The sequence below is a fragment of the Streptomyces sp. NPDC102258 genome (assembly GCF_055584685.1).
Genome location: NZ_JBVJLO010000016.1, coordinates 68,245 through 81,264, shown reverse-complemented (window position 1 = coordinate 81,264; position 13,020 = coordinate 68,245). Strand labels below are relative to the sequence as shown.

Below are 13,020 nucleotides of genomic sequence, written 5' to 3'. Positions count from 1 at the left end.
CCCCGCCGGCCAGGTCGTGCGGTACGGTTCGCCGTTGGCTACTGGCCCGGCGGCGGTGTGCGCGGTTCCTCCCCCGCGTACATGCCGGTGAGTTCGGCGCCGATGCGGGCCAGCCAGTGCCGTACCTCCGGTGGCTCCAGCACCTCGACGCGTGCCCCCAGCCCGGCCAGATGCGCCGCCACGGCCTTGGCGGCCGGGCCGTCGACCCACACCTCGGTCCAGCCGTCGGGCAGCGGAGCGCCGACGCGCACACGGCCGCCGAGGAAGCGTTGCAGCAGGGCCAGCGCGTCGGGGTGGACGCGGGCCCGCGCGGTGACCGCGTACATGCCGTCCTGGAAGGCCCCGGACAGGGTCCGCCAAGCCGTGGCGAGGTCGAAGTCGGGCGGCCGGACCACCGGTTCGCCGGTCGGCTCGACCGAGGTGACCCGGCTGAGCCGGAAGGTGCGCAGGCCCTTCTCCGTATGGGCGACGAGGTAGTCCACCCCCGCCTTGGCCACGAGCCCGAGGGGGTCGACCGTACGCTCGCCGGCCGGTTTGCCGACGCCCGCGTATCCGAGGCGGACGCGGATCCCGTCCACGACGGCGTCCTGGAGCGCGGAGCGGTGGGCGGCATCGGCGGTGACGGCGTTGCGGGACCAGTCTGTGGAGTCGACGACCCCCGCGCGGGTCGCGGCCTGGGCCTGCGCCCGCAGGGTCGGCGGCAGGGCCCGGATCAGCTTGCGCAGGGTGGTGCGCAGTTCGGGGGTGGCCGAGAGGGGGCCGGTGATGAGGAAGAGCGCCCTGATCTCGTCGGCGGTCAGCCCTGTGAGGTTGGTACGGGCCCCGCCGACGAGCGACCAGCCGCCGCCGCGGCCGCGCTGTGCGTAGACGGGGATGCCGGACGCGGCCAGGGCCTCCAGGTCGCGGCGCGCGGTGCGCTCGGACACCTCCAGTTCGGCCGCCACTTCGGAGACGGTGACGCGGCCGCGCTCCTGGAGGAAGAGCAGGGTCGCCACCAGCCGGTCGGCTTTCATGGGCCTCTTTTCGTATGCGGGGGTGCCGCGTCGTCGGGTCGCGGCGCCGTTGCTTTCCATTCTCTTCGGGAAACTGGCCAGAAGGTGGCCACTTTGGCTTCCAGGATGAAGACATGAACGAGAACAAGCAGGTCATCGAGATTCCGTCCGATTCCACCGCCGTTTCCTCCGCCGTTTCCTCCGCCGCCCCCTCCCCCTTCGATCCGCGGGCCGACCTCGCCGCTGCCGTCGCGCTGGCCGGCCGTACGCTGGCCGCCGTCCGGCCCGGGCAGTACGACGCCCCGACCCCGTGCGAGGACTTCGACGTACGGCGGCTGGCGAGCCACCTCGTCGCCGTCGTGCGACGGATCTCGGTGATCGGGCGCGGCGAGGACCCGTTCAGCGTGCCGTCCTTCGCCGACGAGGTCGCCGACGGCGGGTGGGCGGCGGCCTGGGAGCCGGGCGCCCGCGAGGTCGCGGAGGTGTGGGCGGACCCGGACATCCTCGGCCGACAGCTGCGGCTGCCGATGGGCGTCATGCCGGGCGCGGCCGCCGCGGCCGTCTACACCCACGAGCTCACGGTGCACACCTGGGACCTGGCCAGGGCGACCGGGCAGGACCCGGACTGGGACCCGGCTCTCATCGAGCGGGTGATCGGCGTCGTACGTCGTGCGCTGCCCGCCGAAACCCGCGGCGGGCGGATCCCCTTCGCCGATGTGGTGACCGTGGACCCCGAGGCCCCGGCCATCGACCGGCTGGTGGCCTGGGCCGGACGCCGGCCCTGAGGGTTCCCGGGCGGGGAGGGGGGACGGCCTCCGCGTGCGATCCCCGGACTCCGGCACCACCCTCGTGAGCCGGGGTCAGGGGAGGGCTTTCCGGTGGGTGCGTGTGGTCGTCTTCAGGGCGGCGGCCAGGGTGCTGATGCCCTCCTCGATGTCGGCCGTGGTGCCCGCCGCGTAGCCGAGGATCAGGCCCGGGGGGCCCGGGCGGTGCCGGTGCCAGGACAGGGGGTGGGTCTTGACGCCGAGTTCCAGGGCCGCCGAGGCGAGGTCGGTGTCGGCGAAGGCGGCCCCGTCGAAGGTGACCATGAGGTGCAGGCCGGCGCTGGCGCCGTGGACCCGGGCTCCGGGGAGCCGTTCGGCGACGGCGCGGAGCATGGCGTCGCGGCGGCGGCGGTGGCGGCGCCGTACGAAGCGCAGGTGCCGCTCCAGCTCGCCGGAGTCCATGAGCCGGGCGAGGACCAGCTGGGCAAGGACGGGGTTGCCGAGGTCGGCGTAGCGTTTGGCGGCGGTCACGGCGTCGCGCAGGCGCGGTGGGACCAGCAGCCAGCCCAGGCGCAGCGCGGGGGCGAGGAGCTTGGAGACGCTGCCGGCGTAGCAGACCGCGGCGGGGAGCAGGGCCCGCAGTGCGGGGACGGGGGCGCGGTCGTAGCGGTGCTCGGCGTCGTAGTCGTCCTCGATGACCAGTCCTCCCCCGGTCGCCCAGTCGAGCAGGTCCCGGCGGCGCCCGCCGTCGAGGACGACACCGGTCGGGAACTGGTGCGCCGGGGTGAGCAGGACGGCCCGGGCGCCGCTCGCGCGCAGCCCGGCCATGTCCAGCCCGGCGCCGTCCACCCGTACGGGGACCGTCTCCAGGTGTCCGTACTCAAGCTGTTGGCGGGCTCCGAGCGAGCCGGGGTCCTCGACCGCGACCCGGTGCACTCCCTCGTCCCGCAGGACGCGCGCCAGCAGCGCCAGGGCCTGGGCGACGCCCGCCACGACCACCACCTCGCCCGGGTCGGCGCGGATGCCCCGGTTACGGGCCAGCCAGCCGACGACGGCCCGGCGCAGGGCGGGAGCGCCCTGCGGGTCGCCGTAACCGAAGTCGGCCGGGGTCAGGGAGTCGAGCACCCGCCGCTCGGCCTGCAGCCAGGCGGTACGTGGGAAGGCGGTCAGGTCGGGCACGCCGGGCGAGAGGTCGATGCGGCAGGGTGCGGAGCGCAGGGCGTCGACGGGGCCGCCGCGGTCCGGTGTGCGGGGCGGGGCGACCGGTACGGCTACGGGGGCGGGCGGCGGGGCGGTGACGACGATGGTGCCGCCCCGGCCGCGGCCCGCCACCTGGCCGGTCTCCGCGAGCCGTTGGTAGGCCTCGGTGACCAGGCCGCGGGAGACGTGCAGTTCGGCGGCGAGGACCCGGCTGGCGGGGAGCCGGCTGCCGACCGGCAGGGTGCCGTCGGCGATGGCGGCGCGGAGCCGGCCGGCCAGCCAGTCGGTACGGCTCCCCGGCGGGGCCTGGCCGATGTCGAGCTGGAGGAAGTCGGAGCCACCGCCCTCGCCTTCGGAGCCAGGGCTTTGCGAGCCGGGGCTTGGGGACCCGGGGCCTTTGGTCTCGTGATCGCGGGACTCGTGGCGTTTGGACCCCTGAGTCATGGCCCTTTTGGATCTGCTCACGGGTCCATTGTGGGGAGACGCTGGGCCCCATGCACTCCACTTCTTCCGATTCCTTCCGGGACCTGATCCCCGGCATCGCCGGGATGGCGCTGGTCGGCAGCAGCGTCACCGTCTCCCACGCGCTCGTCGACGCGCCGCTGTTCGCCGTCCAGGCCGTGCGGTACGCGGCCGCCGCGCTGTTGCTCCTCGCCCTGGCCCGGGCCGCCCGAGTGCCGGTGCTGTGGCCGCGGGGCCGGGAGTGGCTGTGGCTGGGCGGGGTCGCGGCGACCGGTCTGGTGCTGTTCAACGTGGCCGTCGTACGCGGGGTGGCGCACGCCGAACCGGCCGTGATCGCCGTGGCGGTGGCCTGCGTACCGATCGTGCTGGGCGTGGTCGGCCCGTTCCTGGAGGGGCGGCGGCCCGCCCGTCGGGTGCTGCTCGCGGCTCCGGTGGTGGTGGCGGGGGCGGTGCTGGTCCAGGACACGGGCCGGACGGACGCCGCCGGGGCGGCCTGGGCGGCGCTCGCGCTGGGCTGCGAGGTGGCCTTCACCCTGCTGGCCGTTCCGGTGCTGCGCCGGCACGGGGCGTGGGGGGTCTCCGTCCACACGGTATGGCTGGGGGCGGTGATGCTGGTGGGGCTCACGCTGGTGTGCGAGCGTCCCGCCGCGCCGGCCTCGCTGCGGGCGGGGCAGTGGGCGGCGGCCGGGTACCTGGCCGTGATGGTGACGGCGGTGGCGTTCCTCCTCTGGTACCGCACGGTGGCGGCGGTGGGCGCGGGCCGGGCGGGGCTGCTGACGGGAGTCGCGCCGCTGGCGGCGGCCGGTGCGGGGGCCGTCACGGGTGGCGGGGCCCCCGGCCCGGCGGTGTGGCTCGGCCTGGCGGTGGTGGTCGCCGGCCTGGTGTCGGGGCTGCGTCCGGGCCGCGAGACGGCGCTGCCCGCACGGTCCGCCCGTACGGACGCGGACGGCGCCGCGCACGTGGGCCGTTGACGACCGCCCCTCCACCGCAACGGTCGTCAAGCGCCGCCCGCTGGGCGGGTTCACCCGGAAGAGCCGCAGCCGCCCGCCGGGGCCGACGGCGCTCAGGCCTTCTGCGACGAGCCGCGCAGGGCGCGGATGGCGGTCTCCTGGGAGTACGCGAGCAGGCCGATCGTCACGGTGCTCATGATGAGGGCGAAGAGCACGTGACCCAGGGTCGAGGTCACGGCCAGGCCCAGCGCGTTGAGCGCGAAGTGGCTGCCGACCCGCAGGACGATCAGCACGATGGCGACCCTGCGGGTGTCCTTGCCACGCCAGAGCGCCTTCGCGAGCTTGATGCGCCTGCGCATCATCGTCAGGGAGACGGTGATGTTCACGGCCAGCAGGACCAGCAGGACGGGCCAGGCCGCAGGGAAGGCCTTCAGGATGTCGAACGAGGCCGCGAGCACCCCTTCGAAGCCGAAGAACCAGATCGGAAGCCGGTAGTCGGCCGGGTTCATGGCACCGGTGTCGATCACCTCGGCCGGCGCGACCCCGCTCGCCGTCCTGACTGCCGTCTTCTTCTTGATGTCCATGCTGCTCTCCCCCGTGGTCTGCCGTGGTCGGCGAATGACCATATTTTTCCGCGGAGGAGGCCCCTGGAGGCAGAGCCCCCGGTCACCTGTGCCGTATGACAGCTGTCATGTGCCGGACGATAACCAGCCCCGTGGGTAAGGGCTCGTTATGGGGGCACACGACGGCCACGGAGCCGAACGGAGAGGATCGCGTCATGGAACAGCGTGCCGTACGAGCCGTGGGCTGGGCGCGTTCCCTGCCCCTCGACACCGACGCCAAGGCGGCGCGGGACTGGGCGCGCGCGCATCTGCGCACGCTGAGCTGGGTCGCCGACGCGCCCGAGACCGTGGACGACGTGCTGCTCACGGTCTCCGAACTGGTCACCAACGCCCACGTGCACGCGCGGAGCAGCGCTCAGCTCGTGATGACCTGGGACCAGAGCTGCCTTCACATCGCCGTTCACGACGGAAGCAGTGAGGTGCCCGTCCTGCGGCCGCCCAGTGTCGAACGCGACGGCGGGCGCGGCATCTTCCTCGTGGACGCCATGGCCGACGACTGGATGGTCCGGGCCTGCCCGACGGGCAAGGCCATCATCGCCTGCTTCCGCCCGCCGACCGCGTCCGAAGCCGCCCACTGACACGTACGACAGGGCGCCCCTCAGCCGGCGGCCATGTCGGGGCCGTGCAGGAGCGTCTCGTCCAGGTGGTAGCCGAGTTGCCGCAGGCCGCGGACGATGGCGTTCGCCTGTGCGCGGCGTTCGGCGTCTTCCGGGGGCTCGACGGCCGGGCCGGAATCGGTCGCGGGGTCCGGCGGCGGAGGGGTGACCTCCATGACCGCGTCCCACGCCTCACGGCTGAGGTACGCCTCGATGGCCGCGTGTGCCGCGTGGAGGTCGCCCGGCTCGACCGGGTCCGCTTCCGGTTCTGTCGTCATGCGGGCCCCGTAAGTGCAGGGACCGCAGGGGGAGCGAGCGCCACGCGGCGGCGCTGCCCGTCAGGCGGTGAAGCGGTCCGGGTCGGCCGCCTCCCAGTCGGATGCCCAGCTGTCGGGCGGTGATACGAGGAGTCCGCCGGGCGCGAGCCATTCATGGAGTTCCGCATAGGAGCGGACGGTGTGCGGATCCACCCGCTGGACCAGTTGGTGCGGGCGCAGCTGGGACGGGTCGTCGACGCCCATCGCGGCCATGATCTGCAGGGCGCTCTTGACCGTGGCTTCCTGGTACCGGTGCACGCGCCGCGCCTTGTCCCCGACGTCGAGGGCGCGTGCGCGCCGCTCGTCCTGCGTGGCGACGCCGACCGGACAGGTGTTCGTGTGGCAGCGCTGCGCCTGTATGCACCCCACCGCGAACATCATGGCGCGGGCGGCATTGGTGTAGTCGGCGCCCTGGAGGAGGCGTTTGACCAGGTCGCCGCCGGTGGCGACCTTGCCGCTGGCCCCGATCCGGATCCGGTCGCGCAGCCCCGTCCCCACCAGGGCGTTGTGTACGGTCATCAGCCCCTCGCCGAGGGGCAGGCCGACGTTGTCGGCGAATTCGAGCGGCGCGGCGCCCGTGCCGCCCTCCGCGCCGTCGACGATGACGAAGTCCGGCGTGACGTTCTCTTCCAGCATGGCCTTGCACACGGCCAGGAACTGCCGGCGCGAGCCGACGCACAGCTTGAAGCCGACGGGCTTGCCGTCGGCGAGTTCCCGCATCCGGGCCAGGAAGCGGACCAGCTCGCGCGGCGTGGAGTAGACGCGGTGGAAGGGCGGGGAGTTGACCGTCTTCCCCTCGGGAACGCCGCGGACCTTCGCGATCTCGGCATTGACCTTCGCCCCCGGCAGGACGCCGCCGATGCCCGGCTTGGCACCCTGGCTGATCTTCAATGACACGCACTTGACCTGCTCGTTCGCCGCCTTCTCGGCGAACTTCCGCTCGTCGAAGTCGCCCTCGTCCGTGCGGCACCCGAAGTAGCCGGTGCCGATCTCCCAGACCAGGTCGCCGCCCGGGCGCAGGTGGTATTCGGACAGGCCGCCCTCACCGGTGTCGTGGGCGAAGCCGCCCGCCCGCGCGCCGGCGTTGAGCGCGAGCACGGCGTTGCCCGAGAGCGAGCCGAAGCTCATCGCCGACACGTTGAGCAGGGCCATGTCGTACGGGCGGGCGCAGTCCGGGCCGCCGATGCGGACCCGGGGCGGGTCGGTGCGCACCGGCCGCGGCGCCATCGACGGGGTGAGGTATTCGCTGCCCGACTGGTACAGGTCGCGCTCGGTGCCGAACGGCTCCTCGGCGTCGGTGCCCTTGGCCCGCTCGTAGACGATGTTCCGGGTGTCCCGGTCGAAGGGGCGGCCGTCGAAGTTGCGCTCGACGAAGTACTGCTGGATCTCGGGGCGCAGGGCCTCCAGGGCGAAGCGCAGGTGTCCGAGCAGCGGGTAGTTCCGCAGGATCGAATGCCGTCGTTGTACGAGGTCGTACACGGCCACCCCGGCGAGCAGGAGCAGGGGGACGGCGAGAACACCGAACCAGGGCGTGGCGAGGAGCGCCGCGGCCGTGGCGGCCGCGGCCGACAGGGCGAGCAGGAACACGAGAAGAATCTTCAGCACGTCCTGTCTTCTGTCCCGAACCCTCTCGGACAACCGCTCCACCTGGGGACGATGTGGGGCTGCCGGCGCTCGGTGGGGTACGAACCGCCCGGGTCCCCCGCCGCACCCCGCCCCGGCATCGATCCGGTCAGCCTGTATGGCCGTCCGATGGACCGTGAGCTGCCGCCACCTGGGGAGGGGACGGGGAGGGATGTCCGAACGAGTTGTCCGTAAATCGTGCGCCGGTATGCGAGCGCCCTTCACTCCTGGCATGGTCGGACGCGGCTGGGGGCTAGAGGAAGGCCCCGCGCCGCCCCACACCTTCGATTCGAAAGCGAGTCTTGCCATGCGTTATCGCTGGGCCACAGTCTCCGCCGCCGCTCTCCTCTGCCTCGCCGGCTCCGCCGGCGCGGCGCAGGCCAAGCCCGCGAGCCTGTACGCCCCGTCCGCGATGGTCTTCGGCATCGCCCAGGGAGCCCAGGGAGCCCAGGGGGCTGAGGGCACCCAGGGCACCCAGGGCACCCAGGGAGAAGACGCCGCCGCGGGCACCGTGCTGCGCGCGGTGACGCTCAGCTGTGCCTACACCGCCGAGGGCACCCACCCCGCCCCGAGGGCCGCGTGCGATGCCCTCAACGCCACCGGGGGCGAGTTCGACCGCCTGCTGGCCGCGCCGAGCCGGGGCCGGGCCTGCCCGATGCGCTACGACCCGGTCACCGTCACGGCGGACGGCGTCTGGCACGGCAGCCGCGTCGCCTGGAAGCACACCTTCTCCAACGCGTGCGAGATGTCCGTGATCCTGAACGGAAACCCCGTCTACGCGTTCTGACGCGGCGGCTCGTCAGCTCGTCAGCCGCGGCGGCCTTCGCGGGCGAGGGCGGGCACGAAGCGGGCCGCGTCCAGGGTGCCGACGCCGGTGGCCATGTCGTAGCCGTTCACCGCGGTGTAGCCGGTGACGCCCTGGTAGCTGTTGTCCGTACCGTCGTTGACGTCGACGATGCCGGTCGTGCGGTCGTACGCGGAGTGCCCGTACAGGCGGTACAGCGCCTCGTGGATGTCGCCCAGGCGCTTGCCCGCGGCCTGGTCGGCCAGGGCCACGATGCCGGAGAACAGCGGGCTGGACTCGCTGGTGCCGCCCGAGACGTCCCAGCCCGTGGCCGCCGGGTCGTAGCTGGAGTACATCCACGCTCCGCCGTCGACCGCGGCGGCCATCGAGATGTCCGGGGTGCCGCGCCGGTCGCCGACGACGTTCTGGACACCGTTCTGGAAGGCCGGGCGGGTGAACACGTGGGACTGGCCGCCGCCGCCCGCGCCGTGGTCGTTGTAGACGCTCTCGGGGGCGGTCCGCCTGCCCGCGTCGTCCAGGTGCAGCTGGGTGCCGCCGACGGAGGTCACCAGCGGGTCGGATGAGGGCCAGGAGTTGACGCGCTCGTGGTAGTAGCCGGTGCCGTCGGCCGTGTTGTCGGTGGCGCCGCCGTCACCGGAGGAGGCCAGCACCGTGACGTGGTTGCGGGCGGCGGCCTCGAAGGCGTAGCGCAGCTTCCGGATGCTGGAGAAGTCGCCCTTGTCGAAGCCGGGGAAGGTGTTCTCGGTCGCGCCGAAGCTCTGCGTGATCACGTCGCCGATGCCGTGGTCGATCAGGGCCTTCTCGGCGTCCATCATCTCCGGCAGACCGGTGGTGCCTTCCGTCTCCGCGACCGCGGTCTCCACCAGGACGATCTTCGCGTCCGGTGCCACCGCGTGTGCCATTTCCACGTCGAGCGTCGTCTCGCCGGCCCAGCCCAGCATGTCGTCGTTCTTCGGGTCCCACTTCGGGACGTTGCCCCACTTGACGACCTGCACCTTGGTGCTGGGTATCCCGAACTGCTTGCTGTAGACGTCCAGATCGTGCTGGACGGTCGGCGAGCCGAAGGAGTCCACGATGACGATCGTGCGGCCCTTGCCGGTGATGCCCGCCTGGTACAGGGGGTTCAGGTCGTACGCCTGGCGGTACTGCAGCGGGGTGTAGCACGCGATCTTCCACTTGGTCCGGCACTCCTCGGTGGAGAGCGGGCTCCCCACGGCGCGGACCAGCTGGTGCCCGGCGACGGCGGGGCGGGCCGCGGTGTGCGCCGCCGCGGAGGTGTGGGCGGACGCGGTCACGATGCCGGTCCCGGTCACCGGGGCGGCAGCCGCCGCGGTGAGCGCGAGGCCGGCGGCGGCGGCCGTGGTGGCCGCGGCACGGGGCCACGTACGACGAACTGAAGGCATTGCGGACTCCCTTGGGGGGTGGCGCCGCGCGGAGCGGCTTCCGCGATCACACCTGCCAAGTCATGCGCGAAACAAGGCTGTTTGACGCTTGATGCCGAACGCTTTACCTGAATGCGCAAGATGACGCCGAGTACCAGGATCTGGTCAAATGGCGCCCGGCTTCGGTCGGTTCGGGCAGAAGTGGGCCGATTCGCTCCCGCCTGGAGTGTCCGGCCAGCGGACGCGACCCATCGGGATCCGGACACCTTTCGGCCAATACCTGACGTGCCCATGGCGATCATGAAGATCGCTGGCAACCTCTGCTCATCCCCGGCACCAACAACGCGAACAACACGAGCAAAACGAGCACCACCGGCTCCACATGCTCCGCCCGGCCCGCCGGTCTCATCCCGGCTGCCGGTTCGTTCCACCCCCCACACTCAGAAGGAGTCCGCGTGAAGTCCACGCACCGGCGGAACGCCACCGCCACCGGCGCCCTGCTCGCAGCCGCCGCCCTGCTCACCGTCGGCGTCCAGGCCGGCAGCGCCAGCGCGCAGCCCGAGCCGTCCGCACCCACGACGGCCCCCGGGGGCCAGCCCGTTCGCAACCCCGGCGCACTGCCCGCGCAGCTCTCCCCCTCCCAGCGCGCCGAGCTCATAGCCAAGGCCCAGAGCACCACGGCCGCCACGGCCAAGGAGCTCGGCCTCGGCCCGCAGGAGAAGCTGCTGGTCCACGACGTGGTCAAGGACCAGGACGGTACCACCCACACCCGGTACGAGCGTACGTACGAGGGTCTCCCCGTCCTCGGCGGCGACCTGGTCGTCAGCCGCACGGCGGCCGACCGCACGCAGAACGTGAGCAAGGCCTCCGTCGCCCAGCTGCAGGGCGTCTCCACCTCCGCCCCGGCCGACGCTCCGGCGGGCGCCTCGGCGAAGGCCCTCGCCGCCGCGAAGGCGGTCGGTTCCAAGGCCGACAAGACCGACGCCGCGCCCCGCAAGGTCGTGTGGATGGCGACGGGCGTACCGACCCTGGCCTACGAGACCGTCGTCGGCGGACTCCAGGACGACGGCACCCCGAACCAGCTCCACGTCATCACCGACGCCAAGACGGGTGCCACGCTCCACCAGTGGCAGGGCATCGAGACCGGTGTCGGCAACACCCACTACAGCGGCCAGGTCACCCTCGGCACGTCGGCGTCCGGTTCGAGCTTCACGCTGAACGACGCCGCCCGCGGCGGCCACAAGACGTACAACCTGAACCGCGGTACGTCCGGCACGGGCTCGCTCTTCACCCAGTCCACCGACACCTGGGGCAACGGGGCCAACTCCAACGCCGCCACCGCGGGCGCCGACGCCGCCTACGGCGCCGGGGTCACCTGGGACTTCTACAAGAACGTCCTCGGCCGCTCCGGAATCCGCGGCGACGGCGTCGCCGCCTACTCCCGGGTCCACTACGGGAACGCGTACGTCAACGCCTTCTGGGACGACGGCTGCTTCTGCATGACGTACGGCGACGGAACGGCCAACAACGACCCGCTGACCTCGCTGGACGTCGCCGGTCACGAGATGACGCACGGCGTCACCGCCGCCACCGCGGGCCTTGAGTACAGCAACGAGTCGGGCGGCCTGAACGAGGCGACCTCCGACATCATGGGCACCTCCGTCGAGTTCTACGCGAAGAACCCGAGCGCGCCGGGCAACTACCTCATCGGCGAGCAGATCAACATCAACGGCGACGGCACCCCGCTGCGCTACATGGACAAGCCGAGCAAGGACGGCGGCTCCGCGGACGCGTGGTACTCCGGCGTCGGCAACCTCGACGTCCACTACTCCTCGGGCCCGGCCAACCACTGGTTCTACCTGGCCTCCGAGGGCTCCGGCGCCAAGACGGTCAACGGGTTCAACTACGACTCGCCGACCTCGGACGGCCTGCCCGTCACCGGCATCGGCCGGGACAAGGCGCAGCTGATCTGGTACAAGGCGCTCACCACCAAGTTCAACTCCAGCACGGACTACGCGGGGGCCCGCGCCGGCACGATCGCCGCGGCGACCGAGCTGTACGGGGCCGGCAGCGCCGAGGTCAAGAACGTCACCGACGCCTGGGCCGCTGTCAACGTGGGCGCCCGTGCGGGTGGCGGCACCACCCCCGGCAAGGTCTTCGAGAGCACGGCCCGGGTGGCCATTCCGGACTCCCCCGGCCCGGCCGTCACCTCGTCGGTCGCCGTCAGCGGCATCACCGGCAACGCGCCGAGCGCCCTCAAGGTCGGCGTGAAGATCACCCACACCTACATCGGCGACCTCCAGATCGACCTCGTGGCCCCCAACGGGACCTCGTACCGTCTGCAGAGCTCGTCGTCGGACTCTGCGGCGAACCTGGACAAGACCTACACGGTCAACGCCTCGGCCGTGGCGGCCAACGGCACCTGGAAGCTGAAGGTCCAGGACAAGGGAGCCTCCGACGTCGGCACGATCACCGACTTCAAGCTCACCTTCTGACCAGCCGGACGACCCTGATGTGACATGAGGTGCCCGGAGCCGTGGAGGCTCCGGGCACCTTCGTCCGCTTCCTTGCGTCTCCCGCCGGATCTCCACCCCCTTCTCCACCCTCGGGTCCAGGCGTGGCGGGCGGCATCGCAGCAGTCTTGGGACATGACAACAACCGAGTGGATCACCGACATCGCCCTCATCCTGGTCGTCTTCCGACAGCTGCGGGAAGGCCGCCTCGACCGCAAGACCTTCCTGCTCCCGCTGGGGATCGTGGCCTTCGTGGCGTACTCGTACCTGGACTCCGTCCCCACCGCCGGCAACGACCTCGTCCTGATCGCCATCCTGACCGCGGTGGGCGCCGCACTCGGCATCGCCGGGGGGATCTACACCCGGATCCGTGCCCTCGACGGGCAGCTCCTGATCAAGGCGGGTGCCGTGTCGGCGGTCCTGTGGGTCGTGGGCATGGGAGCGCGGATGGGATTCCAGACGTGGGTCGAGCACGGCGGCGGGGCTGACGACGTCGCCCGGTTCAGCCTCGCGCACCACATCACCAGTCAGCAGGCATGGGTCACGGCCTTCGTCCTGATGGCCCTCACCGAGGTCGTCACCCGGGTGGCCACGATCTTCCTCCGCAGCCGGACGCTCGCGGCGGCCCGCCCCGTGCCCGTCCTCGGCCCCACGGCCTGACCGTGCCGTATCTTCGGCCCGTGCCCACAGACCAGAGCGCCCCGCCCCCCGGGAACGACACCGGCCGGAGGGCGGGCGCGCACTCCAACCTCGGGCACGACCCGCGCCTGCAGTGGGTGGCGTCCCTCGCCGT

At 72.4% G+C, this 13,020-nt stretch carries 12 protein-coding genes; 6 read left to right on the top strand and 6 right to left on the bottom strand.

Features of this window, described 5'->3' with window-relative positions:
• Window positions 1–38 precede the first annotated feature (38 nt).
• Complete coding sequence (locus ACZ6ZT_RS24880) at window positions 39–1,013, bottom strand: helix-turn-helix transcriptional regulator (protein ID WP_469722103.1); 975 nt, start codon at window positions 1,011–1,013, stop codon at window positions 39–41.
• 113 nt (window positions 1,014–1,126) lie between these two features.
• On the opposite strand from ACZ6ZT_RS24880, the gene ACZ6ZT_RS24875 reads away from it, so the two are divergent.
• Window positions 1,127–1,777: a TIGR03086 family metal-binding protein gene (locus ACZ6ZT_RS24875; RefSeq protein ID WP_469722102.1), complete on the top strand. Its 651-nt coding sequence runs from the start codon at window positions 1,127–1,129 to the stop codon at window positions 1,775–1,777.
• A gap of 75 nt (window positions 1,778–1,852) precedes the next feature.
• On the opposite strand, the gene pdxR is transcribed toward ACZ6ZT_RS24875, so the two are convergent.
• Window positions 1,853–3,400 (bottom strand): MocR-like pyridoxine biosynthesis transcription factor PdxR, encoded by a 1,548-nt coding sequence (gene pdxR, locus ACZ6ZT_RS24870; protein ID WP_469722101.1) that lies wholly within the window; start codon window positions 3,398–3,400, stop codon window positions 1,853–1,855.
• 50 nt (window positions 3,401–3,450) lie between these two features.
• On the opposite strand from pdxR, the gene ACZ6ZT_RS24865 reads away from it, so the two are divergent.
• Window positions 3,451–4,389 carry an EamA family transporter gene (locus tag ACZ6ZT_RS24865; RefSeq protein WP_469722100.1) on the top strand — a complete coding sequence of 313 codons (939 nt, stop codon included), beginning with the start codon at window positions 3,451–3,453 and terminating at the stop codon, window positions 4,387–4,389.
• Window positions 4,390–4,481: 92 nt separating this feature from the next.
• Here ACZ6ZT_RS24865 and ACZ6ZT_RS24860 read toward each other — a convergent pair whose 3' ends face one another.
• Window positions 4,482–4,952: a hypothetical protein gene (locus ACZ6ZT_RS24860; RefSeq protein ID WP_469722099.1), complete on the bottom strand. Its 471-nt coding sequence runs from the start codon at window positions 4,950–4,952 to the stop codon at window positions 4,482–4,484.
• Between the two features lie 194 nt (window positions 4,953–5,146).
• Between ACZ6ZT_RS24860 and ACZ6ZT_RS24855 the strand changes: the two genes are divergently transcribed.
• On the top strand, window positions 5,147–5,569 hold the full coding sequence (locus ACZ6ZT_RS24855; RefSeq protein ID WP_469722098.1) for an ATP-binding protein: 423 nt from the start codon (window positions 5,147–5,149) through the stop codon (window positions 5,567–5,569).
• A 20-nt stretch (window positions 5,570–5,589) separates the two neighbouring features.
• Here ACZ6ZT_RS24855 and ACZ6ZT_RS24850 read toward each other — a convergent pair whose 3' ends face one another.
• Together ACZ6ZT_RS24850 and ACZ6ZT_RS24845 are read right to left on the bottom strand one after the other, a co-directional pair.
• Window positions 5,590–5,865 carry a hypothetical protein gene (locus ACZ6ZT_RS24850; RefSeq protein WP_469722096.1) on the bottom strand — a complete coding sequence of 92 codons (276 nt, stop codon included), beginning with the start codon at window positions 5,863–5,865 and terminating at the stop codon, window positions 5,590–5,592.
• Between the two features lie 60 nt (window positions 5,866–5,925).
• On the bottom strand, window positions 5,926–7,509 hold the full coding sequence (locus tag ACZ6ZT_RS24845; protein WP_469722095.1) for an FMN-binding glutamate synthase family protein: 1,584 nt from the start codon (window positions 7,507–7,509) through the stop codon (window positions 5,926–5,928).
• A 325-nt stretch (window positions 7,510–7,834) separates the two neighbouring features.
• Here ACZ6ZT_RS24845 and ACZ6ZT_RS24840 point away from each other — a divergent pair, with 325 nt between their 5' ends.
• Entirely contained in the window at window positions 7,835–8,314 is a 480-nt protein-coding gene (locus tag ACZ6ZT_RS24840; RefSeq protein WP_469722094.1) for a subtilase-type protease inhibitor, read from the top strand.
• A gap of 20 nt (window positions 8,315–8,334) precedes the next feature.
• Here ACZ6ZT_RS24840 and ACZ6ZT_RS24835 read toward each other — a convergent pair whose 3' ends face one another.
• Window positions 8,335–9,735: a S53 family peptidase gene (locus tag ACZ6ZT_RS24835; RefSeq protein ID WP_469722093.1), complete on the bottom strand. Its 1,401-nt coding sequence runs from the start codon at window positions 9,733–9,735 to the stop codon at window positions 8,335–8,337.
• A 434-nt stretch (window positions 9,736–10,169) separates the two neighbouring features.
• Here ACZ6ZT_RS24835 and ACZ6ZT_RS24830 point away from each other — a divergent pair, with 434 nt between their 5' ends.
• Entirely contained in the window at window positions 10,170–12,209 is a 2,040-nt protein-coding gene (locus ACZ6ZT_RS24830; protein ID WP_469722092.1) for a M4 family metallopeptidase, read from the top strand.
• A gap of 153 nt (window positions 12,210–12,362) precedes the next feature.
• The gene (locus ACZ6ZT_RS24825; protein ID WP_469722091.1) at window positions 12,363–12,887 is read left to right on the top strand and encodes a hypothetical protein; all 525 of its coding nucleotides are present in this window, start codon (window positions 12,363–12,365) and stop codon (window positions 12,885–12,887) included.
• Window positions 12,888–13,020: the final 133 nt, after the last annotated feature.